At 69.0% G+C, this 23,166-nt stretch carries 22 protein-coding genes; 7 read left to right on the forward strand and 15 right to left on the reverse strand.

Annotated elements, in window-relative coordinates; translation table 11 throughout:
- Positions 1–5: 5 nt before the first annotated feature.
- The 7 genes from V9G19_RS02615 to V9G19_RS02645 all read right to left on the reverse strand — a co-directional run bounded on the left by V9G19_RS02615 (position 6) and on the right by V9G19_RS02645 (position 6,788).
- Positions 6–1,373, reverse strand: coding sequence for an acetyl-CoA carboxylase biotin carboxylase subunit (locus V9G19_RS02615; protein ID WP_462284281.1), 1,368 nt, complete (start codon positions 1,371–1,373; stop codon positions 6–8).
- 5 nt (positions 1,374–1,378) lie between these two features.
- On the reverse strand, positions 1,379–1,951 hold the full coding sequence (locus V9G19_RS02620; RefSeq protein WP_462283943.1) for an acetyl-CoA carboxylase biotin carboxyl carrier protein: 573 nt from the start codon (positions 1,949–1,951) through the stop codon (positions 1,379–1,381).
- A gap of 1 nt (position 1,952) precedes the next feature.
- Positions 1,953–3,617: an acetyl-CoA carboxylase, carboxyltransferase subunit beta gene (gene accD / locus V9G19_RS02625; protein ID WP_462283944.1), complete on the reverse strand. Its 1,665-nt coding sequence runs from the start codon at positions 3,615–3,617 to the stop codon at positions 1,953–1,955.
- Positions 3,614–3,934: a TcmI family type II polyketide cyclase gene (locus V9G19_RS02630; protein WP_462283945.1), complete on the reverse strand. Its 321-nt coding sequence runs from the start codon at positions 3,932–3,934 to the stop codon at positions 3,614–3,616. Before V9G19_RS02630 ends, accD begins: the two co-directional genes overlap by 4 nt.
- Positions 3,935–4,177: 243 nt before the next feature.
- Complete coding sequence (locus V9G19_RS02635) at positions 4,178–4,687, reverse strand: cupin domain-containing protein (protein ID WP_462283946.1); 510 nt, start codon at positions 4,685–4,687, stop codon at positions 4,178–4,180.
- Positions 4,684–5,157 (reverse strand): hypothetical protein, encoded by a 474-nt coding sequence (locus tag V9G19_RS02640; RefSeq protein ID WP_462283947.1) that lies wholly within the window; start codon positions 5,155–5,157, stop codon positions 4,684–4,686. Before V9G19_RS02640 ends, V9G19_RS02635 begins: the two co-directional genes overlap by 4 nt.
- On the reverse strand, positions 5,154–6,788 hold the full coding sequence (locus V9G19_RS02645; RefSeq protein WP_462283948.1) for an MDR family MFS transporter: 1,635 nt from the start codon (positions 6,786–6,788) through the stop codon (positions 5,154–5,156). Before V9G19_RS02645 ends, V9G19_RS02640 begins: the two co-directional genes overlap by 4 nt.
- 197 nt (positions 6,789–6,985) lie before the next feature.
- Here V9G19_RS02645 and V9G19_RS02650 point away from each other — a divergent pair, with 197 nt between their 5' ends.
- Both V9G19_RS02650 and V9G19_RS02655 read left to right on the forward strand, forming a co-directional pair.
- Complete coding sequence (locus tag V9G19_RS02650; protein WP_462283949.1) at positions 6,986–8,155, forward strand: sensor histidine kinase; 1,170 nt, start codon at positions 6,986–6,988, stop codon at positions 8,153–8,155.
- Positions 8,152–8,844, forward strand: coding sequence for a sensor histidine kinase (locus V9G19_RS02655; protein WP_462283950.1), 693 nt, complete (start codon positions 8,152–8,154; stop codon positions 8,842–8,844). The genes V9G19_RS02650 and V9G19_RS02655 overlap by 4 nt, the downstream gene beginning before the upstream one ends.
- 230 nt (positions 8,845–9,074) lie before the next feature.
- Here the strand turns inward: V9G19_RS02655 and V9G19_RS02660 are convergent, their stop codons facing one another.
- From V9G19_RS02660 to V9G19_RS02675, 4 genes are all read right to left on the reverse strand, one after another.
- Positions 9,075–9,713 (reverse strand): NAD(P)-dependent oxidoreductase, encoded by a 639-nt coding sequence (locus V9G19_RS02660; protein WP_462283951.1) that lies wholly within the window; start codon positions 9,711–9,713, stop codon positions 9,075–9,077.
- A 4-nt stretch (positions 9,714–9,717) separates the two neighbouring features.
- Entirely contained in the window at positions 9,718–10,485 is a 768-nt protein-coding gene (locus V9G19_RS02665; protein WP_462283952.1) for a response regulator, read from the reverse strand.
- The gene (locus V9G19_RS02670) at positions 10,482–10,697 is read right to left on the reverse strand and encodes a hypothetical protein (RefSeq protein WP_462283953.1); all 216 of its coding nucleotides are present in this window, start codon (positions 10,695–10,697) and stop codon (positions 10,482–10,484) included. The genes V9G19_RS02665 and V9G19_RS02670 overlap by 4 nt, the downstream gene beginning before the upstream one ends.
- 98 nt (positions 10,698–10,795) lie before the next feature.
- Positions 10,796–11,464: a response regulator gene (locus tag V9G19_RS02675; RefSeq protein ID WP_462283954.1), complete on the reverse strand. Its 669-nt coding sequence runs from the start codon at positions 11,462–11,464 to the stop codon at positions 10,796–10,798.
- 569 nt (positions 11,465–12,033) lie between these two features.
- Here V9G19_RS02675 and V9G19_RS02680 point away from each other — a divergent pair.
- A complete protein-coding gene (locus V9G19_RS02680) occupies positions 12,034–13,344 on the forward strand; it encodes an ISL3 family transposase (protein WP_462283955.1) in 1,311 nt (436 codons plus the stop codon).
- Between the two features lie 113 nt (positions 13,345–13,457).
- On the opposite strand, the gene V9G19_RS02685 is transcribed toward V9G19_RS02680, so the two are convergent.
- Positions 13,458–14,054, reverse strand: a complete 597-nt coding sequence (locus V9G19_RS02685) for a TetR/AcrR family transcriptional regulator (RefSeq protein ID WP_462283956.1) — start codon at positions 14,052–14,054, stop codon at positions 13,458–13,460.
- Positions 14,055–14,138: 84 nt separating this feature from the next.
- On the opposite strand from V9G19_RS02685, the gene V9G19_RS02690 reads away from it, so the two are divergent.
- The gene (locus tag V9G19_RS02690; RefSeq protein ID WP_462283957.1) at positions 14,139–15,119 is read left to right on the forward strand and encodes an MFS transporter; all 981 of its coding nucleotides are present in this window, start codon (positions 14,139–14,141) and stop codon (positions 15,117–15,119) included.
- Positions 15,120–15,382: 263 nt separating this feature from the next.
- Here the strand turns inward: V9G19_RS02690 and V9G19_RS02695 are convergent, their stop codons facing one another.
- The 3 genes from V9G19_RS02695 to V9G19_RS02705 form a co-directional block, all read right to left on the reverse strand.
- The gene (locus tag V9G19_RS02695; RefSeq protein WP_462283958.1) at positions 15,383–15,493 is read right to left on the reverse strand and encodes a hypothetical protein; all 111 of its coding nucleotides are present in this window, start codon (positions 15,491–15,493) and stop codon (positions 15,383–15,385) included.
- 222 nt (positions 15,494–15,715) lie between these two features.
- Positions 15,716–16,750 carry a putative toxin gene (locus V9G19_RS02700; RefSeq protein ID WP_462283959.1) on the reverse strand — a complete coding sequence of 345 codons (1,035 nt, stop codon included), beginning with the start codon at positions 16,748–16,750 and terminating at the stop codon, positions 15,716–15,718.
- A 157-nt stretch (positions 16,751–16,907) separates the two neighbouring features.
- Positions 16,908–18,002: a hypothetical protein gene (locus tag V9G19_RS02705; protein WP_462283960.1), complete on the reverse strand. Its 1,095-nt coding sequence runs from the start codon at positions 18,000–18,002 to the stop codon at positions 16,908–16,910.
- Positions 18,003–18,466: 464 nt separating this feature from the next.
- Between V9G19_RS02705 and V9G19_RS02710 the strand changes: the two genes are divergently transcribed.
- Genes V9G19_RS02710 through V9G19_RS02720 form a run of 3 tightly spaced genes read left to right on the forward strand, consistent with a single transcriptional unit; the run spans position 18,467 to position 23,150 of the window.
- Positions 18,467–19,261 (forward strand): enoyl-CoA hydratase/isomerase family protein, encoded by a 795-nt coding sequence (locus V9G19_RS02710; protein WP_462283961.1) that lies wholly within the window; start codon positions 18,467–18,469, stop codon positions 19,259–19,261.
- Positions 19,258–22,128, forward strand: coding sequence for a CoA transferase (locus tag V9G19_RS02715; protein ID WP_462283962.1), 2,871 nt, complete (start codon positions 19,258–19,260; stop codon positions 22,126–22,128). Before V9G19_RS02710 ends, V9G19_RS02715 begins: the two co-directional genes overlap by 4 nt.
- The gene (locus tag V9G19_RS02720; RefSeq protein WP_462283963.1) at positions 22,125–23,150 is read left to right on the forward strand and encodes a CaiB/BaiF CoA transferase family protein; all 1,026 of its coding nucleotides are present in this window, start codon (positions 22,125–22,127) and stop codon (positions 23,148–23,150) included. The genes V9G19_RS02715 and V9G19_RS02720 overlap by 4 nt, the downstream gene beginning before the upstream one ends.
- The last annotated feature ends 16 nt before the right edge of the window (positions 23,151–23,166 follow it).

Consider the following 23,166-nt stretch of genomic DNA (forward strand, 5'->3'; position numbering starts at 1 on the left):
GCTGGCTAGGTCGGCGAGTCGATGGGCTGGGGGGCGAGCGTGGCTGCCCAGGTCGTCGTATGCCGCATCGCGCGGAAGTCGTCGCTGACGAGCGCGGCGCGGTGGAACGGGATCGTCGTGTGTACGCCGGGTCCCCGGACGACGAATTCGTCCATGGCCCGAGCCATCCGCGCGGTCGCCGCCGCCCGGTCAGGCCCCCAGGTGACGACCTTGGCGAGCAGCGAGTCGTAGTCGGGGGAGACATTCATCCCCTCGTAGGCGTGGGAATCGACCCGGGTGAACGGGCCCGCCGGGGCGCGGTAGGTGGTCAGCCGGCCGGGAGTCGGCGCGAACTCGCGGAAGGGGTCTTCGGTGTTGACCCGGCACTCGATGGCGTGCCCGTTGAGGCGGATGTCGGCTTGGGTCAGCGTGAGCGGCTCGCCGGCAGCCACGAGCAGTTGCTGCTCGACCAGGTCGATCCCGGTGATCGCCTCGGTGACCGTGTGCTCGACCTGGAGGCGGCAGTTGACCTCCATGAAGTAGTAGCGCTCCTGCTCATCGAGGAGGAACTCGAAGGTCCCGACCCCGGTGTAGCCGACGCCGAGGGCGGCCTGGACCGCGGCCTGCGCCATCGCGTCGGCGGTCTGCGGCGACAGGAAGGGCGCCGGTGCCTCCTCGATCAGCTTCTGGAAACGGCGCTGCGTGGTGCAATCCCGCGTGCCGAGATGAATGCCGTTGCCGTGCTCATCGCACAGCACCTGCACCTCGATGTGGCGGGCCCGTTCCAGGTAGCGCTCGGCATACACCTTGCCGTCGCCGTAGAGGTTTTGGGCAACCACCCGGGCGGAGGTGTATTCGCGCACGAACTGTTCCGGGTCGTGGGCCACCCGCATCCCGATGCCCCCACCGCCCTTGGCGATCTTGATGATCACCGGGAAGCCGATCTCCTCGGCGACGGCGAGTGCCGCCCCGGCTGTCGCGACCGGCTCGCGGTTGCCCGGCAGCAGCGGCAGGCCCTGCTGGGCCATCAACGTCCGGGCGACCGCCTTGTCGCCGAGGTCGGCGATGACACTCGGGCGGGGCCCGATGAACGTCAGCCCGTTGTCGGCGCAGATCTGCGGGAAGTCGGGGTCCTCGGAGAGGTAGCCGTAGCCGGGGTGGATGGCCTGGGCACCGGAGAGCAGGGCGGCCTCGATGATCGCCGGCGGGTGGGCATAGCTGTCCTTGCCCTTGGCCGGGCCGATGCACACGCTCTGGTCGGCGAGCCGGACCGGCAGGGACTCGGCGTCGGCGGTGGAGTGCACGGCGACCGTCTTGATCCCGAGCTCGCGACAGGTCCGCACGACGCGCAGCGCGATCTCGCCGCGGTTGGCGATCAGCACCTTGTCGAACATCGTGCTCACTCCCCCGTGCTGTCGGGAGCGATGCCGTCGGGAACGATGACAAGCAGCAGCTGGTCGTATTCGACGCTGTGTGCGTCCTCGACACCGATGTGGACGACCCGGCCGGAGACCGGCGCGGTGATGTTGTTCATCAGTTTCATCGCCTCGACGATGCCGACGACATCACCGGCGCTGACCGCGTCGCCCTCGGCGACGAAGGGCGCGGCGCCCGGCTCGGGGCAGCGATAAAACGTGCCGACCAGGGGCGAGCGGACGCACTCCCCCGCGTGGGTGATGTCGCTCTCGCCGCCGGGCTCCTCCGGCGCTGCCGGTGACTGCGGTATGCCGCTCGCCGCTGCCGGTGCCGGTGCCGGTGCGAGCCCCGCGCCGGGCACCGGGGCGGGCTGCCACTCCATCTCGATGCGCGCGGCGCCGTTCTCGATGTGTAGCCGGGCCAGCTTGCCGGGGATGCGCTGCAGCAACTCGCCCGCGCGTTCGACGGCCTCGAGAAGGTCGCTGGGGGCCGGTTGATCGTGCTCGGTGACCGGTTGCAGGCGGGTGCTGGCGGTGGTGGTCAGGTCGGTGCTCATGTCAGCTCTCCTGGGTGATCCGGGATGCGGCCAGCCGGCGGAAGCGCTCACGGCGGGCGCCGATCAGTTCGTCCGCGGGGACGCCGGCGTGGGCGTCCAGCACTGCAGTGAGCGCGTCGGCGAGCAGCTTGCCCATCCGCTGCGGGTCGGCCTGGGCGCCGCCCTTCGGCTCGGGAACGATGTCGTCGATGACGCCGAGGGCGCGTTGCTCGGTGGCCGTCACCCGCAATGCCTCGGCGGCGCGTCCGGACTGGGCGGCCGTTCCCCACAAGATGGCGGCGCAGCCCTCGGGGCTGATCACCGAGTAGATCGCGTTCTCCAGCATCAGGACCCGGTCGGCGACGGCAAGCGCCAGGGCACCGCCGCTGCCGCCCTCGCCGGTGATGACCGAGACGACCGGGGTGGGGGTCTCGCCGAGCGCTTGGATGCATTCGGCGATCGCACCGGCCTGGTTGGCCTGCTCGGAGTCGGGGCCAGGATGGGCGCCCGGGGTGTCGACGAGTGCGACGACCGGCAGGCCGAGGCGGCCGGCCAGGCGCAGCAGCCGGGTGGCCTTGCGATAGCCGGCGGGCATCGGCATACCAAAGGAGCGGGCGACCAGCTCGGCGGTGGAGTGGCCACGCTGGTGGCCGAGGAAGAGGACCGGGCGGGCGCGCAGCCGGCCCAGGCCGGCGACCAGCGCCGGACAGTCGGCGCTGGTGCGGTCGCCGTGCAGTTCGACGAAATCGTCGGCCAGCATCCCGATGTAGTCCAGGAAGGTGGGCCGGCCGATGTCCCGGGCGGTCGCGATCGCCGCGCTGCTGTCGGCCGGCGGCCCGATCGGCTGGGCCGGGGCCGGCGCCGTCTCCGCGAGGCGCAGCACCGGCCGGGTCGCCCCGAGCAGCGGGATGAGCGTGTCGCGCAGGTCGCGCCGCTCGGCGATGAGGTCGATGTGCCCCTTTTCGAGGAGGAAGTCGGCGGTCTGGAAGCCGGCCGGCAGGTCGACCTTGACGGTTTGGGCGATGACCCGCGGGCCGGCGAACCCCATCCGGGCACCCCGCTCGGCGATGATGATGTCGACATTGGTCGCGAAGGAGGCGGCGACCCCGCCATAGGTCGGGTCGGTGATGACGCTGAGGCTGAGCAGCCCGGCGGCGCGGTGGCGCGAGAGCGACTGGCTGACGGTCGCCATCTGCATCAGCGAGAGCGTGCCCTCCTGCATCCGCGCGCCCCCCGAGGCGGTGACGATGACGACCGGGGCGGCGATGTCGGTGGCGTGGTCGACCGCGCGGGCGATCAGCTCGCCGGTGCCGGCGCCGAGGCTGCCACCGAGGAAGCGGAAGTCCATGACGGCCACGCCGACGGTGATCCCGCCGACGCGCCCGGTGCCGACGACGACCGCCTCGTCCAGGCCGGTGGCGTCGCGGGCAGCGGCCAGCCGCTGTGGGTAGGGCCGGGAGTCGACGAACCCGAGGACGTCGTCGGGCGCGGCCCGCACCGGCAGGGCGGTGAAGCTGTCCGCGTCGAGGAGCTGGGCGAGCCGGTCGGCGGCGGTGAGCCGCTCGTGGTGACCGCACTCGGGGCAGACATTGAGGTTGCGCTCCTGCTTGCGGGCATATAGCAGCCGCTCGCACCCGCTGCACTTGGTCCAGACCGGGCGGTCCTGGTCGATGGCCGACTGGCTCATGGCGCGACCGCGTTCCACTGGTAGAAGCAGGTGGCCAGGGCGTCCTGCGGGCCGCGCCAGGTGGCCAGGTAGGGGGCGACGACGGGCTCGAGTTCCCTGCTCACGCGGGCGAACTCGGGGTGATGACGGGCACGCTCGACGGCGCCGGCGCCGGCGGTCTCCACCAGGTGGGCATAGACATCGCCCAGGTGGAAGAGCGAGCGGTGGGTGACGCCGGCGAGGTGCGGCAGGTCGGTGCGATCGGACTCGCCGAAGATGCGGGCGATCGTCGACAGGTCCTCGGCGGAGGCCTTGGCGATGATGAGCTGGCGGGCCATGTCGGTGCTCCTTGGTCGGTGCTGATCTCGGTGTCCACGCTCTCGTTTCGCGGTCCCCGCCGCATGGGTCTCGCGTCCCACCCGGGGCAGGAAACCACCCGGCCCGGACCGGTGCGCGAAGCCCTCGGACCGGGCGCGCGGTCCCGGCCGAAGCGGCATACGAACTCCTCGGTGGTGTTGTGGCGCAATGCGAGAGGCCCTCCCCGACAGGTGTCGGGGAGGGCCTCCTGGGGGTGGGCAGGATCAGCGAGGGGGGCCGCCGGGGATCATGCCGGGCGGTGGAGCAATGAACTCGACGTCATACTTCACGAGGGCGCCGATCAGCCGGCCGAAGTCGGGGGGCGCGTCCGGCGGGGTGTCGGGCGCATCAGCGGTCTCGAAGAACCAGTTCTCGAAGCGCGCGGGCGTGCCCAGGATCAGGAAGCGCGCTTCGGGAGAGAGCACCGTGAAGCTGTGCGGCAGGCCGCGGGGAGCAAACCGCAGTTCGCGCTCGCCGAGCGTGACGCTCTCCTCGCCGACACCGACCTGCAGCTCGCCCTCGAGGACGATGAACGTCTCGTCTTCATGGGTATGCCGATGGACCGGGCTGGCGACGCCACGCCCGGAGGTCTGCTCGGCCAGCCAGAACTGTCCGGCGGTCGTCTCGGTCGTCTCCAGGAAACGCATCTGCGAGCCGAGGTGACGGATGACCCGGCCGCCGTCGGCGAGGACGTGGTGCGGTCGCAGGTCGGTGGCGGGTAGCTGGATGGTCATGACAACGAACTCCTGGGTCGGGCGGGTCGGGATTGAGGCGAGCCGAGCGGGCCGGCGGTGCGCGGTTTGGTCACCGAGAGCACAGTCGCGAGGAACAGCGCGGCCAGTTGAATGCTGTTGAGCACGGTCACGGTCGTGCGCGCGCCCAGATCGCCGCCGACGAGGTCGGCGAGAGCGGGTCGCACGCCGAGGACGCCGATCGCTAGGACGAGCAGTAGCAGGCCGAGCTTGAGCGTCACCCAGGCGTGCCGCAGCAACCCCCAGCGGGTGCCGAGGGCGAGCAGCAGGCCGGTGAGCAGGCCGGCCAGCGCCAACGGTATGCCGATCGTGTGCACGACAACCGGGGCGGCGGCCGGGTGTCCGGTTCCGACCAGGACCCCGACGGCGCCGGCGCTGCCGAGCAGGGCGACGGAGCTGACGATGTGCAGGATGGCCATGGCTTGGCGCGCGGGCCGGGGCATCGGCTTCACGACGGCCTCGCGGGGACGGCGTCGCGGGAGTCGGGTCCGGCGTGCGGCGGTGCCGCTGCCTGGCCGGCGGGCCGATCGCTCGGCTGACCGGCGGGGTGATCGCCCTGCTGGCCGGCTGGCTTGCCCCCCGCCGGCGGTGCGCCCCATTGCCGCATCGGCCGCTCCTCAATGCGCAGGCAGAAGGCCACCGCGACCAGCGCGGCGAGCGCGGCAACGACGAAGACGAGCGTCAGCGCGTCCTGGACGCCGGCGAGTGCGGCGGGCGTGGCCGAGCCCGTGGCGCGCGCCGCGTCGGCGTCGGCGACCAAGCGGTCGGTCCCGGCGGCGCCCGAGGACACCAGCCCCGCGTTAAAAACCGAGCCGAGGACGGCGACACCGATGGCGCCGCCGAGCGAGCGGAAGAGGTTGGCCGTGGCCGTCGCGGAGGCCAGGAGGCGGCCGTCGACACCATTTTGGATCGCGACGACGAGCACCTGGGTGACCATCCCGAAGCCGACCCCGGCGCCGAGCAGCGCGGTCAGCACCCACGCCCAGCTCGTGTCCGTGTCCAGCCGGGAGCAGCCAAAGAGCGCCGCCGCCGTGACGAGCATGCCGGTGACCGGGAAGATCTTGTAGCGGCCGGTGGCCGACATGACCCGCCCGACGATCGCGGTGGTGATCGTGATGCCGAGCATCATCGGGATCAACAGCAGGCCGCTGGTGGTCGCCGGTTCGCCGCGCACGACCTGCAGGTAGAGCGGCATGAACGTGGTCGCGGCAAACAGTGAGCCGGTCGCGATGAACAAGGCCGTGGCCACCACCCGGATCGTCGGGTCGGCGAGCAGGCTCGGCGGGATGATCGGCTCCGCCGCCGTGCGCTGGCGCCAGACGAGGACGACCAACCCGAGGACGAGCAGGCCGAGCAGGCCCAGCACCTCGACCGAGGTCCAGCCGCGCTCGGGACCCCACAAGACCAGCAGCTGCAGTTTGACGACGGCGGCGGCGAGCAGGGCCGCGCCGAAGTAGTCGATCCGATGCTCCAACCGCTCACCGCGCGCCGGGAGGCCGCGCACGAGACCGACGAGGCCGAGCACACCGATCGGCAGGTTGACGTAGAAGATCCACCGCCAGCTCGCGTGGTCCACCAGCGCACCGCCGGCCAGTGGGCCGACGACGCTGGCCAGCGCGAACATCGACTGCACATACCCCATGTAGCGGCCCCGCTGGCGCGGCTCGACGAGATCGGCGACCGTCGCCGAGGACAGCGCCATCATGCCGCCGGCGCCAATCCCTTGGACGGCCCGCGCGCCGATCAGCCAGCCCATGTGCGTGGCCGCCCCGGAGGCGCAGGACGCCAGCAGGAAGATGACGACGGACGCGATGAGCATCGGCTTCTTGCCGCGCGCATCGCCCAGGCGGCCCCACAGCGGGGTCGTGGCCGTCGAGGCGATCAGATAGACGGTCACCACCCAGGCCAGCGCGCCGACCGAGCCCAGGTCGGCGACGATCGCGCGCAGCGATGTGGCGATGATGGTCTGGTCGAGACCCGCCAGGCTCATGACGAGCAACAGGCTGCCGAAGACCACCCGGCTGGGCCGCGTCGCAGGTGGTTCGGCGGCACCGGCCCCCTGCGTATTCGCATGCTGTGTCATCACGGGTCCTTTCTCGCCCCCGCCCGGAATGGCGGCAGGCAACGCGGATGGCGTACGCGTGCCAGAGTCGCCCGGGTGCCCGTGCCGACGCATCCGCTGGGCTGCTCACGCGCAGTACGGCAACTGACGTACTGCGCCGCGACGATTGCGTCAGTAGGGTCGAAGCGTCTCTGGTCGCGCATGGACGGGGGGAACCAATGGCCCGCCTGGGCACGCTGCGCCACGATCCCGGAGCGGTGCTGCCGCTGCTGGCGCTCGTCGTGGTGCTCGGCGTCGGCACCTACCACGGCCAGTCCTGGCAGCCGGGTCGACGGCCGATCGACCTGCTCGCCTGGGTCATCGTCGCTGTCGTCGGAGCCTGCGTCGCGCTGCACTCCTACAACCGGACCCTCTGCTTCCTCATCGCGACGACCGCCACCGCCGTCTTCCTCGGTATGGGGTATCCCTATGGCCCGGTGTTGTTGTGCGTCGGCGTCCTGGACGCCCTGCTCACGGCATCGATCCCGTTGCCCTGGTCGCTCGGCGTGGTGGCTATCGGCACCTTCCAGCTGTTGCTCGGCGAGGCTTATCACGCCGGCGTCAGCGCCCATCGGGACCTGGAGTTCACGCATGCGCTGGCGCTGGTCGGCTGGATGCTCGGCCCGTGGGCGGCAGCCGCGGTCATCCGGGATCGCTGGCAGGCCAATCTGCGCGAGTATGACGAGGCCCGACGGGCCCGCCTGGATGCCGAGCGAATGCTGCTTGCCCGGGAGGTGCACGACATCGTCGGGCACGGGTTGGCGGTCATTGCCTCCCAGGCGGCGATCGCCGATCACCTCTTCGCCAGCAACCCGGAGCGCGCCCATGAGTTGCTCCGCACGATCCGGGACGTTTCGCGCAGCGCGCTGCACGACGTGCGGATCGCCATCGGCTCGCTCGGCCCGAGCGTGCCCGGGGCCGATGCGGGACCTGCCTTAAGCCCGTCGATCGGCGCCATCGAGGTTCTCGGCCAACGCGTCTGCTCCGAGCACTTAAGCGTCGAGACGACCGTCGGGGAGGACGTCGATGATTTCGGGCCGCTGCTCAACCTGACGATCTATCGCGTCGTGCAGGAAGCCTTGACGAATGTCGTGCGTCATTCCCAGGCGCGGCACGCCGCAGTGGCGGTGAGCGCCGACGAGAGCACAATCACCATCCGGGTCACCGATGACGGCAACGGCCGCCATGACGGCGTCAGCGGGCACGGGCTGGCCGGTACGGCCGATCGCGTGCTCGCCCTCGGTGGCCGATTCCACGCCGGCCCGCTGCCGAGCGGTGGCTGGGCGGTGGTTGCCCATCTCCCCCGGGACTTGAGCAACCCGGCCATGACGCTGGATGGCGTGGCGTGAGCGCGGCATCGGCCCGCGGCCCCCGCCGGAGAGGGTGCGACCCGGACGCGCGGGGAGCGTGCGACCCGGACGTGCGCCGCGACCTGCATGACCGGCTCGGCCCGGTGTTGTCGGCCCTGACGTTGCGCGTGAGCACGATCCGGGATCATCTCGATCGTGACGATGCCGCCCATACGGCCACGGCCCGCGACCTGCTCGCGCGGTTGGAGGAGGACCTCGACGACGTCATCGCCGAGGTCCGCGCGATCCTGCATGGTCGTGGCGGGCGCGGCGCTAGTGGCGGCGGTGACGGGCGCGGCGGTCTGAGCGTCGCCCTCGCCGCCCGTGTGCGGGTCTTCACCCAGGCGCGGGGGCAGGCGTGGATCACCCTGGACACCACGGGCGCGATCGACGAGCTGCCGGGTCGGGTCCAGCGGGAGCTGCTGCTCGTGGTCTCCGAGGCGTTGACCAACGTCGTGCGGCATTCTGGGGCCGCCGAGTGCGTCGTCGAGGTCCACCGGGACCGCTTCGGCGTTCGCCTCCGGGTCGTGGACGACGGCAGGCGCCAACACCCGGCCGATCAGGGAGAGGGTATGGGGGTGGCCTCGATGCGTTCGCGCATCGAGCGGTTGGGGGGCGCCTTGGACATCCGCAGCCGCCCCGGTGGCGGCACCGAGGTCGTGGCCACCATCCCGGCGACGGACAGCTGAGCGGTCGCGACTGTCGTCGCCGAACCGTCCAGGGGTGAGTCGATGGCGGACGCCCATCGAGAGGACCCGGTCGGCACGGTTATCGCCGCCACAAACCGTACCGACACGCTCCTCTCGACCCCGCCTGGGCAATCAACCCGGCGCCGGGGACCCACGTCACGACGCCTACTGGCGGGTAGGTCCTGCAAAAGGTGCGCCGTAGCGCACCTTTTGCAGGTCCTGCCCGCCGGTCAGGAGGCCAGGCTGATCACCGCGCGGTGGGTCTCGGGAGCGGCGTCAAGGTGGTCGACCATCCAGCGGGCGCAGTCCGCGCGGGAGATCGACCACGCGTCCGGCAGACCGCGATCGGTGCCCACGCGGACCTGCCCGGTCAACCCGCCGTCGGTGAGGCGGGCGGCCCGCACGAGCGTCCAGGCGAGCGGGCTGGAGGTGACGATGTCCTCCATCGCGCGCATATCGGCATACGGAGCAGCGAGGACGCGGTGCAGGAGTGCCATGAGAGCCCGGTAGGCGTGGCTCGGAGCGACCGGCCGTGGATCGAGGGCGCTGCTGGATTGCACGATCAACCGGGAGACACCTTGCTCGACCATGGCAGCGACGATGGCGCGGGTGCCGGCCGAATAGACATCGGTGGGATGGCGCCGCATACCGATTCCGAGGGTTGAGACGACGGCGTCGTGACCGCGCACCACGGCCGACATCGTGCCCGGGTCGCGGGCGTCCGCCGCAACGAGGGCCAGCCGCGGCTGCTGCAGTCCGAGTCGCTCGGGGCGCCGGGCGACGGCGGTCACGGTGTGGCCGGCGCTCAGGGCGAGCAGCGTCGCCGCCCGACCCGTGCCGCCGCTCGCCCCGGCAATCAGCACCCGCATGGGCTCACTTGCCGAGCCCGGCACGCCGGGCCACGACAACGGCCTCGGCCCGGTCGGCCACCTGGATCTTGACGAAGATCCGGGAGACGTAGTTGCGAACGGTCTTCAGGGACAGTCCAAGCTCGACAGCGATCGCCGCGTTGCGGCGGCCATCGGCCATCAATTCCAGGACGGCGCGCTCCCGGCAAGTCAGATCGGGGAAGGGCACTTCCTTGACCGCCGGGGAGCTCATGTGGTCCAGCAGCTGCTGCGAAATCTGCGGCGCCAGGACGGCGTGGCCTTGGCTGACGATCTCGAGGGTGTTGATGATCTCCCGGGAGCTGGACCCCTTGAGCAGATACCCGAGCACACCCGCGCGCACGCACTCCAGCGCCGTGTCGATGTCCTCCTCCATGGTGAGCATCAACACCTTGGTGGCCGGCAGCTCGTGGCCCAACCGGCGGGCGATGTCGAAGCCGGAGGCGTCCGGCAGGTTGATATCGAGGACGACGACGTCCGGACGCAGCGTGCGGGCCGCAACGACGGCGTCCCGGCCGGTGTGGGCGCTGCCCACGACGACCCGCCACGACTCGGTCTCGATCGCGGCGCGCAGCCCCTCGAGGTACATCGGGTGGTCGTCGACCAGGAGGATGCGCACCAGGCGCGGCGAGGTGGCGGTGCCGGCGGCCTGCTTGGGCGGCTCGGCCGTGGTCGTGACGGCGGTGGGGGCCGGGCGCAGCAATGGATGATCCGCGCGCGGGGTGTGGGTGCGGCGCATCTCGGTGACGGTCATCGCGATTCCTTTCGGGGGGCAATTCGGCGCCCGGATCGACCCGGGGTTTCCACGCGGGGACCGCCTCGGGAGCCGAACCGAAGTCCGCGCTCGGTCGGTGGGGTGTAGCCGACAATCATCAGCGCGACCGCCTCGAGCGCGTCGATGAGCACACGGGTCATGATCGACTCGACGCGGGGGTGGTCACCCCCCAACCTGGTGTGCTGGTCCATGGGCACGATCGTGGGCCAACGGGGGTAGGCGGCGAATCCTGCGGCCACGGGTCCGCGACTACCGTAATTGACGTAGACGGTGTGCCGCGGCGGCGTACTCAGCCCTCGTAGGCGATGCCGGTCCGGTAGGCGAGCGCCACCAGCTGGGAGCGGTCGTGGACGTCGAGCTTGAACATCGCCCGGGTGACGTGCGTCCGCACCGTCGCGACGCTGATCAACAACTCGCGGGCAATCTCCTTGTTGGTCAGCCCACGGGCGGCGAGGACGACGACTTCGCGCTCCCGGTCGGTGAGCAGGGACATCCCGGGGACTCCCGTGGAGGTGGGGGTACGCCGCACGAGCTGTTCGATGACGCGATTGGTCACGCTGGGCCCGAGCGCCGAATCGCCGGCGTTGACCGCCCGGATCGCCGCGAGCAGCTGCCCGGGATCACCATCCTTGACCAGGAACCCAGACGCGCCGTCCTGCAGGGCGCGCATGATGTAGTCGTCCTGCTCGAAGGTGGTCAAGATGATCACTCGGATGTTCTGGGTTGCGGGGCTGGTGGAGAGCGTTCGCAGGACGTCCAAGCCGTCCATCCGCGGCATCCGCACGTCGAGGATCACGACGTCCGGCAGCAACCGCTTGCACTTCTCGGCCGCCTCGGTGCCGTCCCCCGCCTCGCCGACCACCCGCAGATCAGGTTCGTTCTCGATGAGGGCGCGCAGCCCCATCCGGATCAGGGGCTCATCATCAACGATCAGCACGGAGACCGTGTCGTCGGTCATGCTCATGCCTCCCAGAAGGACCCCGCAAGACGGACGCGAACGCGAATCAAGACAGATCGGTTATTGCACCCAGCCTAGGCCAGGCGCCTCGTGCGCGCGCGTCGAGCCGAGCTGGCCGCCGGCCCGGAGGAGTCTGTCAGGGTGAGTCTCATGACGCTCACCCTCGCCGCAATCCTGGCCATCGCCGGTCTCGACCCCGACCGGACCATGGTGCTGCGACACACGTGTGTTTCCGTCCACGCCGACGGGGTACCCGGAATCCATCCGGACTCCACCGCCGCCGAGGTCTTGGCCTACACGGCTGTGCAGTCCGTCAATCCGCGGCTCTTCCCGGCCGTTCCCCCTCGCTACTGGGTCGTCTTCCTTAACAACAACGCGCGTCCGGTTCAGGCGGTCTGGACGCGGTGGGGTTGCAAAAGTAGTTACGCCCTGATCTGCGGTTTTGTGCGTTTCCAGTTTATTGGCTCTTCCCAAACGAGAGTGTGGGGGGTGGCGCGTCGCTGCCGGGTTGAGGGTCGAGGTCTTCCGATGATGGAAGCTCTGACACTTCCCATCTGGAAGACCTCGACATGGCTGACGTTACCTTCACCTGCCCCGACCTGGACACCTTCACCGGTGTTGATGATCTCGGTCTGGTCATCACGGGGCAGCGGCTTGAGACCGGTCGTGCGGTGCTGGCCTGCCGGGTCCTCGAGCCCGATCCGTGGTGTCGGCGCTGCGGGAGCGAAGGCCGGGTGCGGGACACGGTGGTGCGCCGGCTGGCGCATGTCCCGTTCGGGTGGCGGCCAACAGTTTTGGAGATCACGGTCCGCCGCTACCGCTGCGGGGCGTGTGGGAAGGTGTGGCGCCAGGACACCAGCCGAGCAGCCGAGCCGCGCGCGAAGCTGTCCCGGGCCGCGCTGGCCTGGGCGTTGGAGGCGTTGGTCCTCTACCACCTGACGGTCGCCCGGGTCGCCGAGGCGTTGGCGGTGGCCTGGGACACCGCGAACGACGCGGTTCTGGCTGAAGGACGCCGGGTGTTGATCGATGACCCGGACCGGTTCAATGGTGTGGCCGTTGTGGGCGTGGACGAGCACTGTTGGCGGCACACCCGCAAGGGCGAGAAGTACGTCACCGTGATCATCGATCTGACGCCGGTGCGGGACAAGACGGGCCCGGCCCGGCTGCTGGATATGGTCGAGGGCCGCTCCTCAGCGGTGTTCGCGACCTGGCTCGCGGAGCGGGACCCGGCCTGGCGGGAGAGGATCGAGGTCGTCGCGATGGATGGCTTCACCGGGTACAAATCCGCGGCCGCCCAAGAACTCCCGTCCGCCACCGCGGTGATGGATCCGTTTCACGTGGTCCGCTTGGGCGGCGACGCTCTCGATCAGACACGCCGCCGGGTCCAGCAGGCCACGACCGGCCACCGCGGCCGCAAAGGCGATCCGCTGTATGCCGCGCGGCGGACCCTGCACACCGGCGCCGATCTGCTCACCGACCGCCAACGCGCCCGCATCGAGGCGTTGTTTGCCGTTGAGGACCATGTCGAGGTCGAAGCGACCTGGGGCATCTACCAGCGAATGATCGGCGCCTACCGCGATCCCGACCGTGCCGCCGCCAAGGCCCGGATGCAGGCTGTCATCGACTCCATCAGCGCCGGCGTCCCGGCCGCGCTCACCGAGATCATCACCTTGGGCCGGACCCTGAAGAAGCGCGCCGCGGACATCCTGGCCTACTTCGACCGGCCCGGCACCTCAAACGGCCCCACCGAGGCCTTGAACGGCCGGCTCGAACACCTGCGCGGCTCCGCCCTCGGGTTCCGGAACCTGACCAACTACATTGCCCGCAGTCTGCTCGAAGCCGGCGGATTCAGACCCCAACTACACTCTCGTTTGGGATGAGCCAGTTTATTGCAGGACGGGGAAAGTCCAGTCAGGACGCCACATCTCGCTTGCCGTCGCCATCGTCCTCCCGCAAGATCGGTAAGTCTGGTTCACTGGCTGACCTTCATCTCTCACGACGCCGTGGGCTGCAAGACGAGATGTTCTGCGAGCTCTCGGGCAGAAGTGAGCAAGGCTGTGTTGTCGTCGATCCCACGGTGTGCGACGGCGCCTTCCAGCAGCAGGAACAGGTGCTCAGCTAATGTCTCGGGATCATCGGCGTCAGGGCAGTCGGCGCGAACGAGTTCCGTCAGGCGGTCACGCACAGCTTGTTTGTGTGCCCGCACCACTGGATAAGCGGGGTGATCTGCGGCCAGCTCACCGGCGGCATTGAGGAAAGCGCACCCACGATCAGACGCCCATCCCTGGTCGGCGTATGCATCGAACATGGCAAGCGCCCGAGGCGAGGGGGTCTCGGCGATCTGGTGTTCCAGGTGCTGCCACCAGGCCTGATGCCTGGCCCGGAGGTAGACTGCGACGAGGGCGTCTTTGGAACCGAAGCGGTCGTAGAGGGTGCGCTTGGTAATGCCCGACTCGCGGGCAATGGTGTCCACCCCGACGGCATGGATACCCCGCCGGTAGAACAATTCGGAGGCGACCTCCACGATCCGCTGCGCCCCCGGAGTCAGTTCCGGCACCCGCAGCTCATCTACGGTCTCTATCGCTATCACCTTCGCTCCTCGCCAGATTGACTTCACAGACCAGTGTACCTATGCTCGACGCGAGGTTCACAGATCTGTGAAGTGAGGGAGTGAGTGAGCCAGCGAGCACGAGAGACGGCATCCGAGGGTCCGGGGCTGCTGAGCAGGCGCGGGGTGCTCCGGCTGACCGGGGCGGGGCTGTCGCTGATCGCAGTCTGCTACGGGCTGGCCCGGTTCGCCTACGGCCTGTTCGTGCCAGTGTTCCGCGCCGAGTTCGACCTTGATGCGGCCACAGCCGGGGCGATCGCCTCCGGGTCGTACGCCGCCTACTGTGTCGCCATCGTCGTATCGACCGTGCTCACCCCTCGGTTCGGGGGTCGGATAGTAGCGGTCGCGGCCGGTGTCGTCGCGACCGCTGGCACGCTTATGATCGCCGCCGCACCCAGCACCATCGTGCTGACGGCGGGCATGCTGCTGGCCGGGTCGAGCACCGGGGTCGCCTCGCCGCCGGTAGCGCATGCCGTCGCACACACCGTGGCCGCGGCACGGCGGAACCGTGCGCAGACGGTCATCAACGCCGGCACCGGCGTGGGCGTCGCCATCGCCGGGCCCATCGCGCTGCTGACCCATGAGCACTGGCGCACCGCCTGGCTGGTGTTCTCGGCCCTGTGCGCCCTGGTCACGATCTGGGCAGCGGTATGCGTGCCAGGAGCCGCCGCGCAGGATCGTCGCGCGGGCGGACTGCAGCAGGTACTCCCGCACCCAGTACTCCCCAAGGGCAGCGGCCGGATGGTGATGGCCGCCGCGACGATGGGCATCGCCAGCGCAGCGGTATGGACATTCGGACGCGACATCTTCGTCACCGAGGGGCAGATGAGCGAACAGGCTTCGACGACCGCGTGGATCGTCCTCGGCGCGTTCGGGGTCGCCGGTGCCGCCACGGGCGACCTCGCAGAACGCTTCGGGATTGCGAGATCGTGGACGACGATCATGCTCACCCTGGCCGCCGCGACCGCCCTTATCGCCGCGGCACCAGATAGTAGCTTCATCGCATGGGCTGCCGCAGCCGTGTTCGGTGCGCCTACATCGGCCTGACCGGACTGCTCCTGATCTGGGGCACTCGGATCTACACCGAGACCCCTGCCGCGGGCGTAGGGCTCGCATTCCTCGTGATCGCACTCGGCCAAGCAGGCGGAGCACTTGCCATCGGCGCCATCGCAGAAGCAAGCAGCCTACAGAGCGCGTTCCTGGTCGCGGCGTTGATCGGCGTCCTCGGATGCCTGATCCGGTCACGAGCCGCGGAACTCGACTCAGGCAACGACTGAACAACCATCTCCGTATGCGGCTCCGGATCGCGACTACACAGCATGAAGAACGCCCATGCGTCGGTAGTGGCCGGGGGTCACGCCAACGTACTCGCGGAAGAGGCGGCTGGCATGAGAGCGGGAGTGCCATCCCACGCGCTGCATCGCAGCGGTCACGGTGAGGTCGGTCTCGCGCAGACACTCCGCGAGGATCTCCCCTGAGCATCGTAAGGAACGCCAGCGGGGTCTTGCCGTAAGCCGTGCGCGGCACCGTGTCCGAGGATGCGCGGCTTGATGTGGTCTCGGATTCGCCCCTTCCAAGACATCGCCAGCTCGCGAGCCTCGAGCTGCCGAACGACGTGCGCGGAAGGGATGGTCGCGTAGCCGCTAATGTCGCGCATGAGGACGGCTACTGATCGGCGCAACTCCGTCTCCCGACGGTGCCACAGCTCCAAGTTGATTGCACGCTGGAGCGGCGCCGAGATCCCTTGTCGATCTCCGCACAACAATGTGCAACTGCCCATTTGTTCTACGGGCGAAATCGGCTGCGTCGTGAATCTGCCTAGTGTGCCCCAGTCGATGAACATTCTTGATCTCGACGACAGCGCCACGGGTGCCGCCATCGGAAATGCGCTTCCTGCCACTGCGACCAAGATAGCTTTCTCGAGGTTGAAGGGCCCGGCGTCCAGCATAGAAGGCTTCGCTCCGCTGCCCTGTAGCGACAGAACACGCTGCGTTGTGGACATCGATTCCCGCGGCGATGTATGTGTGTGTTGGCGACGTTGAGGTTGAAGACGGTGTGTCCGGAGAGCCAGCCGCCGCTGGTTCACCGATGCCCTCTTCAGCGCGACCAGCCATGAGAGCGACGGTCGATCCGGCACCAGCGGCAAGGTGCACCTGGATCCCAGCGATGGCAGCGCGGGTCACGTCTTGGCTTATGGGGTCGCGCATGATGGCGCGGAAGCAGCGGGCCAGTTCTGCAGTGTCGACGGTTCGCAGGATCCGGTAGATGTCGTGGGCGTCCTTGTCGTTGAGTCGATCTGGGTGGTCGAGCCGCTCGGTGAGCTTGTGGATCTTGGCGACGATGAGCGCTGCTGGCCCCGCGACCTTCACGTCGAAGGTCCTCGTGTCCGCTGGGTCGAGGGCTGTGACGGTCTCGATGCTGTTGTCGATGATGGCGGCTTCGAGTCCCGTCGCGCGGCGCATCGCACGCTTGTCGTGCGGGGGGAGTCGCGCCCCCCCCCGCACGGTCTTGGACCCGGGACCGGCCAGTTTCTCGGGCACCATGAGATCCACGGGAATGCCGGCAGCGGTCTGCCAGGCGCCGGGCTGGTTGCTCGTCGGGTTGAGGATGAAGCCGGCGGCCGTCATGGCTTCCTCGATTAGCGGCGAGTCCCCGAGAAGTTGTGGGTCGAGGGCCAAGTCACTGTCCTTGGTCGCCTCAGCCAGCGCGACCGGCGCTGCGGGGTCCGTAAGTAGACAGCCTGAGCGTCGATGATGACGACAGCATCCCGATGGTCTGCCAACGCCTCGAGCGCGTCCAGGAGCGCGGTGCGTGACTGGACAAGGAGGTCGTCGGTCATGGCTGGCCTCGCCATGTCGATTCATTGGCTTGCATCCAGGTGAGGAGTTCTTCGGCCTCCGAGGGGCTGCGGCCGGGTCCGGTGAGCAGGTCGACGACCACCTGCGCGGGCGCGGCCAAGATGGGGCCGTCTTCGCGTTGGACGGTGCGCACGAAGGGGACCTCGAGGTCTGGTTCGGCGAGGAGGACGTTGGCGCCTGCATCTGCCGGTCGCAAACCCCATCGTTCCGCGGCAGCCGGAGCGTCCTTGGTGTAGATCATCGCGGCCCGCGCCGGTGCGTATTGGGCCCACTCCGACGCTGCGATCGTGCCCGTGAAGCAGTAGTCAAGGTCGGCGGGGGATCGGGCGGCCCCTTGGGCGAGGTCGTCCAGGCCGCGCGGTGCGATCCACCGGGTGAGGCGACTGTGGCTGACGAAGCCGTAGTCCTCGCTCCACCGACGCAGCACTGCGGCCCAGTCCGGGATGGCGATCACTCCTCGGCTTGGTCGTTGCGCCAAGCCCTCGCTCTCGAGGAAGTCCAGGACTCGGTATGCCGCGCCGGTCGACACCCCAGACACGCGCAGTAGCTCGGCTACACGCCACTGGCTTCGGATGTCCACGATGGCGCGGACAAGATCCGCTGCTGGCGCACCTTTGAGCGTTCCCCTCGCACGCCCGGGCCCACGCCACGGATCAGCATCGGCGCCTCGGTCGGCCACGAACAGGGCCGGTTGGTCTAGCTGGAGCCTGAGGTTCCCGGTCGCATCAACGTAGGCGATGCTTCTATCGGTCAACTTGGCGCGAGTCTGGGGGGAGAGGTATCGCGCCCCGACCATCTGCCCTTCACCATTCACGAGCGCGCTGATGGCCGTCAGCTGCGCTGCGACGGCATCGATGTCGCGTCCTTCCAATGCCTGTTTGAGTTCAACAACGACCCGTGCTTTGGAGCCATCGGGTCCGGTCAGTGTCAGGACCAGATCGGCCAGCAGATCCGCGGCTCTCACCTCGCGGTCCTCAGCCAACGACCATCCAGCGGGCAGCCGGTCGCGCAGCTGACCCACGACCTGACGTGCCAGCTCAGCTTCGTTCAGCGACTTCTTGACACCGACCATCACGCAATACTAGTTCTCCGCTGACAGCGGAAAACGGATATTACAAGAAGAATCCCCGCTGTGAAACCCCAGATCCTTCCCCCACGCTTCCCCCACAGACCCTGCCCCGACGTCACGGGCGAGAAGTCACGCTGGAAACAGCAGCTGTGACCTGCACAAACGTGGTGGAGCCAACGGGACTCGAACCCGTAACCCCCTGCTTGCAAAGCCGCTCCGACGTCACCCGCACCCCGATTGCTGCACGCGAAGCAAGGATAACGGTCGACACTCGGGGGGGATCGCCACCCGCTCCATTCCGGCCCAGTTGGGCCACGTGGTCGCGGTTGGGCGAGGCCCAAGGGTCCCCATAAGACACGGGGCATCCTGCCTGAGGCGGAGTAGTGACGGATGCGCCACTTCCCCAGGCTTAGTTGATAATATATAATGTTTGGAACTGCGCACTGAAAGCGGTAGAGGAGTCAAAGATGACCGGGTACGAAAGGTACGCCGCGATCCGGGTCGAGGGCCCGGACGCGCAGGGAGTGGTCACAGTCTCATTCTTCGGTCCGGGACTCCATGCGGTCACTGCCGAGGCCCATCGGGAGTTGGTCGACGTCTGGGTGGACATCGCCCGTGACGACCGCGCGCGAGCGGTCATCGTCCGGGGCGAAGGGGAGAAGGCGTTCTCCTCCGGGGGCAGCTTCGACCTGGTCGACGCGATGATCGCCAGCGTCGAGGTGCGCACGCGCGTCCTGCGCGAGACCCGCGAACTCGTCCGCAACATCATCGACTGCCCGGTCCCGATCGTCGCGGCGATCAACGGTCCGGCCGCCGGAGCCGGGCTCGTCACGGCCGCCTGCGCCGACATCACGATCGCGGGACGGGGAGCGACGATCGTCGACGGTCACCCGCGGCTCGGCGTCGCCTCTGGCGACCACGCCGCCCTGGTATGGCCCCTCCTCATGTCGATGGCGCACGCGAAGTACCACCTCTTGCTCAACGAGCCCATCCGGGGCAAGGAAGCAGAACGGATCGGCATGGTGTCCAAGTGCGTCGACGACGATCTCGTCCAGTCGACCGCACGAGAGATCGCCGAACGCCTGGCCCGTGGGTCGCAAAGGGGCATCCGGGCGACCAAGCATGCACTGAACAACTGGTACCGCCAGAACTGGTCGATCTTCGAAGCCTCTCTCGGGCTGGAGTTCTACAACTTCGGTGAGGCCGACGTCATCGAGGGCGTCGCGTCCTTCCGCGAGAAGCGGGACCCGAGGTTCTCGTGACCAGGGCCGTGGAGGATACGTCGGCACCGCTGGCCGGCGTGCTCGTCGTCTCCATCGAGCAGGCGATCTCCGGTCCGCTCGCCACGCGTCATCTCGCGGAGCTGGGCGCACGTGTCATCAAAGTCGAGTCACCGGCGGGAGACGCCACCCGCTACTACGACGAGTCGGTCCACGGGATGTCCGCCCACTTCGTTTGGCTGAACCGCGGCAAGGAGTCCGTGGCCCTGGACCTCAGGCTCGACGAGGACCGGGTCGTGCTCGAGCGGTTGCTCGAGCACGCCGACGTCTTCGTCACGAATATGGCGCCCGGAGCCCTGGGTCGGCTCGGCTTCGAACCGCGCGAGCTCACCAACCGCTACCCCTCGCTCATCGTGGTCGACATCTCGGGTTTCGGCGCCGGTGGTCCCCTCTCCGAGCGGCGCGCCTATGACCTGATCGTCCAGGCGGAGAGCGGGATCTGCTCCCTGACGGGCGCACCCGGGTTCCCGGTCAAACCCGGCGTTCCCGCCGTCGACATCGGCGCTGCCCTCTACAACCTCGCGGCCGTCGGGACGGCGCTCTTCGCGAGGACACGGACGGGCCGAGGCGCCTACATCCCCATCGCGATGTTCGACGTGGCCACCGAGATGAGCGGCTTCGCGTTGAACCAGGTCATCCACACAGGTCGCCAGCCCGAGCCGGTCCCCTTGGGCACGCCCCTACTGGCCCCCTATGGGGTCTACCCCACACGCGACGGCCACTCCATCGTCCTCGGAGCGACGTCCGACCGGGAGTGGCGGCGCCTCGCGGAGGACCTCATGGAGGATCCGGATTTTGCGAGCGACGTTCGGTTCGCAACCAACAACGCACGTATCCGGCATCGCGCCGAACTCGACGCGCACATCGGCGAGTGGACCGCCCGGCACGCCCTCGACGAGCTGCAACAGAAGGCCGACACGTCCAAGCTGGGTCATGGTCGGCTCAACCAAACCCTCGAACTGCCGGACCATCCGCAGCTCGTCGACCGGCATCGGTGGACGCAGGCCACCGTCGCGGGGGCGACGGTTCCCGCCCTGCGGGCCCCCCTGGTCGGTGGCGACTGGACGGGTGCCGAGGCGCCTCGCGTGCCGCAGCTCGGCGAGGACACCGAGCGCGTCCGGGCGGAGGTCACCGCTTCTCGCCCAACCTCCGCGGTCCGATCCTCTGATCCGCGGACCACGACCACAGGCCACGGGTCCACACCGGCGGAGGTGCCGATCTGGGCCGATATGACCGTCTGGGATCTCTTCGAACGCGCCGTCCGAGAACGCCCTGAGGGCGAGGCCGTCGTCAGCGGTCAGGACCGGCTCACCTACCGGGAGCTGGCCCACGAGGTCCACCGGCTCGCTGCGGGACTGCGCGAGATCGGCGTGGGCCGCGGAGACCGCATCGCGCTGTGGATGGTGAACCGCACGGAGTGGTTGGTGACCTACTTCGCCGTGGCGAAGATCGGCGGGGTCCTGGTCACGCTCAACCCGCGCTACACGGCGTCGGAGTGCGGCCACATCCTGCGCACGACCGGGTCGAAGGCGCTCGTGGTCCAGGATAGGTACGGGCAGCACGACTACCTCGACGTCCTGCGCTCGATGGTCCCGGAGGTGGACGACGGCCCACCCGGCGCCCTGGCCAGCCCCGCGCTCCCGGCCTTGCGTGAAGTGATCGTGCTCGGCGCGCAGTGCCCGAGCAGCGCCCGCACGTACGCAATGGTCCAGCGCCTCGGCGACAACGCAACCACCGACAGCCCGGAGATGGCTGGAACCGAGGCGTCGGTCGATGACCTCTTCCTCCTGCTCTTCACCTCCGGGACCACGTCCGCCTCCAAGGGCGTGGCCCTGACCCACCGGAATATCGTCGCCAACAACTTTGCGAGCGGCGAGCGGCAACGCCTGACACCGCTGGATCGGATGCTTTTCGTCCTACCGCTCCCCTCGGCGTTCAGCTGTGCACATGGTCTCGTCGCGATCCTGAGCCATCTGGGCACCTTCGTTCTCCTGGACCGATTCACTGCGACGGGATGCCTAGAGCTCATCGAGCGAGAGCGCTGCACTTCGATGTATGGGGTCGGCTCCCTCTTCCAAGACCTCATCGAGGCGAACGACCGGGGCGACTACGACCTCAGCTCACTGCGGACCGGAGTGGGGATCCTCACCCCCGACATGGCCAGGGCGATCTACGAGCAGCTGGGCGTCCCGGAGTATCACAACGGGTGGGGGATGACCGAGTCCGGCGGTGTCAGTACGATGACCAGCCCAGGCGACCCAGTCGACGTTCGGCTCGGCTCGATCGGCACACCCCTGCCCGGTGTGGAGATCATCATCGCGGACCCGATCACCGGTTCGATCGTGGAGCACGGGGAGGTGGGCGAGATCCTGATTCGCGGAACCTCGGTCACGTCCGGCTACTACGGGGAGCCGGAGGCGACGGCCGCCCTCATCGACGAACGTGGCTGGCTGCACTCGGCCGACCTCGGCGTCATCGATCGTGGCGGCTATGTCCGCTACATGGGCCGGATCAAGGACGTGATCAAGACCGACGGCAACAGCGTCTCGCCCGCCGAGGTCGAGAATGTCATCGCCCAAATCCCCGGGGTGCGGGAGGTGGCGGTGCTGGGCGTACCCGACCCGCGCTCGATGGAGATCGTGTATGCGTTCGTCGTGCTCGAGGCTGGCGTCACGGGACTCGACGCCGACGCCATTCGGCGCGAGTGCCGGCAGAGACTGGCCGGCTACAAGGTGCCGCGCCACATCCAGGTCGTGTCCGACGGCCTCCCCCGAAACGACCTCGGCAAGCTCTTGCGCACCGAGCTGCGCGTGCGAGCCGTGACCCAGCTCGAAGGGCCGGCCCAGTGACCGGCCCGCTCAGCGGCATACTGGTCATCGAGCTCGAGGGGCTGGGACCCGTGCCGCATGCGGGAATGCAGCTCGCCGACCTCGGCGCGGAGGTTGTTCGCGTCGTTCGGCCGGGCGAACACGCGAGTCTGATGGGCAGCGCGCACCTGTTGCGGGGGCGGCGCGTGGTCGCCGCCGACCTCAAGGACCACGTCCAACTGTCCGGGGTCCTTGGCATGATCCGGACGGCCGATGTGCTCCTGGAGGGTTTCCGACCCGGAGTCGCGGAACGGCTCGGCCTGGGGCCTGAGGAGTGCTTCGCGCAGAACCCACGACTGGTCTACGCCCGCGTCACCGGGTGGGGCCAGAGCGGGCCCTTATCCGCAACGGGGGGCCACGACATCAACTTCATCGCCGCAACCGGGGCCCTGCATGCCATCGGAACGCCGGACACCCCGGTGCCCCCGCTGAGCCTGCTCGGCAACTACGGCGGTGCGGCAACGTACACCGTTATCGGAGTGCTCTCGGCCCTGCTGCAGCGCGAGCACACCGGACGCGGCGAGCTGATCGATGTCGCCACCATCGACGCTGTCAGTTCGCTGATGCAGGCCATCCTCGAACTACGGGCTCACGGCGAGTGGAGCGATCGACGGGGCGAGAACCTGCTCGACGGCGGACGCCCCTACTATGCGGTCTATTCGTGCAGCGATGGGCGCCACGTCGCGGTCGGCGCGATGGAGCCACACTTATATGCCAACCTCCTCACGGGTCTGGGGCTGCGCGACGCCGGGCTGCCGGATCAGGAGGATCCGGACGGCTGGCCCCTGGTGCGGGCGGCGTTCGCCCGGACCTTCGCCGCCCACCCCCGGGCCTACTGGGAACGGGTGTTCGCGGAGCTAGATGCCTGCGTCACGCCCGTCCTCACCATCACCGAGGCCGCCGACCACCCGCAACTGCGGGCGCGACAGAGCCTGGTCGACGGGCCCAACGGAATCACGGCCGCCCCCGCGCCGCGATTCGCATCCCACGACACACACGATTGATCTCAGGAGATGACGA

This window comes from Nostocoides sp., assembly GCF_037045025.1.
GTDB lineage: Bacteria > Actinomycetota > Actinomycetes > Actinomycetales > Dermatophilaceae > Nostocoides_A.

What these genes read in the sequence shown, in the direction of transcription:
- V9G19_RS02645 (WP_462283948.1), bottom strand. Translation starts at nt 6,788, where the DNA reads ATGACACAGCATGCGAATACGCAGGGGGCCGGTGCCGCCGAACCACCT.
- V9G19_RS02665 (WP_462283952.1), bottom strand. Translation starts at nt 10,485, where the DNA reads ATGACCGTCACCGAGATGCGCCGCACCCACACCCCGCGCGCGGATCAT.
- V9G19_RS02680 (WP_462283955.1), top strand. Translation starts at nt 12,034, where the DNA reads ATGGCTGACGTTACCTTCACCTGCCCCGACCTGGACACCTTCACCGGT.
- V9G19_RS02675 (WP_462283954.1), bottom strand. Translation starts at nt 11,464, where the DNA reads ATGACCGACGACACGGTCTCCGTGCTGATCGTTGATGATGAGCCCCTG.
- V9G19_RS02630 (WP_462283945.1), bottom strand. Translation starts at nt 3,934, where the DNA reads ATGGCCCGCCAGCTCATCATCGCCAAGGCCTCCGCCGAGGACCTGTCG.
- V9G19_RS02660 (WP_462283951.1), bottom strand. Translation starts at nt 9,713, where the DNA reads ATGCGGGTGCTGATTGCCGGGGCGAGCGGCGGCACGGGTCGGGCGGCG.
- V9G19_RS02705 (WP_462283960.1), bottom strand. Translation starts at nt 18,002, where the DNA reads ATGGTCGGTGTCAAGAAGTCGCTGAACGAAGCTGAGCTGGCACGTCAG.
- V9G19_RS02635 (WP_462283946.1), bottom strand. Translation starts at nt 4,687, where the DNA reads ATGACCATCCAGCTACCCGCCACCGACCTGCGACCGCACCACGTCCTC.
- V9G19_RS02615 (WP_462284281.1), bottom strand. Translation starts at nt 1,373, where the DNA reads ATGTTCGACAAGGTGCTGATCGCCAACCGCGGCGAGATCGCGCTGCGC.
- V9G19_RS02650 (WP_462283949.1), top strand. Translation starts at nt 6,986, where the DNA reads ATGGCCCGCCTGGGCACGCTGCGCCACGATCCCGGAGCGGTGCTGCCG.
- V9G19_RS02710 (WP_462283961.1), top strand. Translation starts at nt 18,467, where the DNA reads ATGACCGGGTACGAAAGGTACGCCGCGATCCGGGTCGAGGGCCCGGAC.
- V9G19_RS02670 (WP_462283953.1), bottom strand. Translation starts at nt 10,697, where the DNA reads ATGGACCAGCACACCAGGTTGGGGGGTGACCACCCCCGCGTCGAGTCG.
- accD (WP_462283944.1), bottom strand. Translation starts at nt 3,617, where the DNA reads ATGAGCCAGTCGGCCATCGACCAGGACCGCCCGGTCTGGACCAAGTGC.
- V9G19_RS02695 (WP_462283958.1), bottom strand. Translation starts at nt 15,493, where the DNA reads ATGCAGCGCGTGGGATGGCACTCCCGCTCTCATGCCAGCCGCCTCTTC.
- V9G19_RS02620 (WP_462283943.1), bottom strand. Translation starts at nt 1,951, where the DNA reads ATGAGCACCGACCTGACCACCACCGCCAGCACCCGCCTGCAACCGGTC.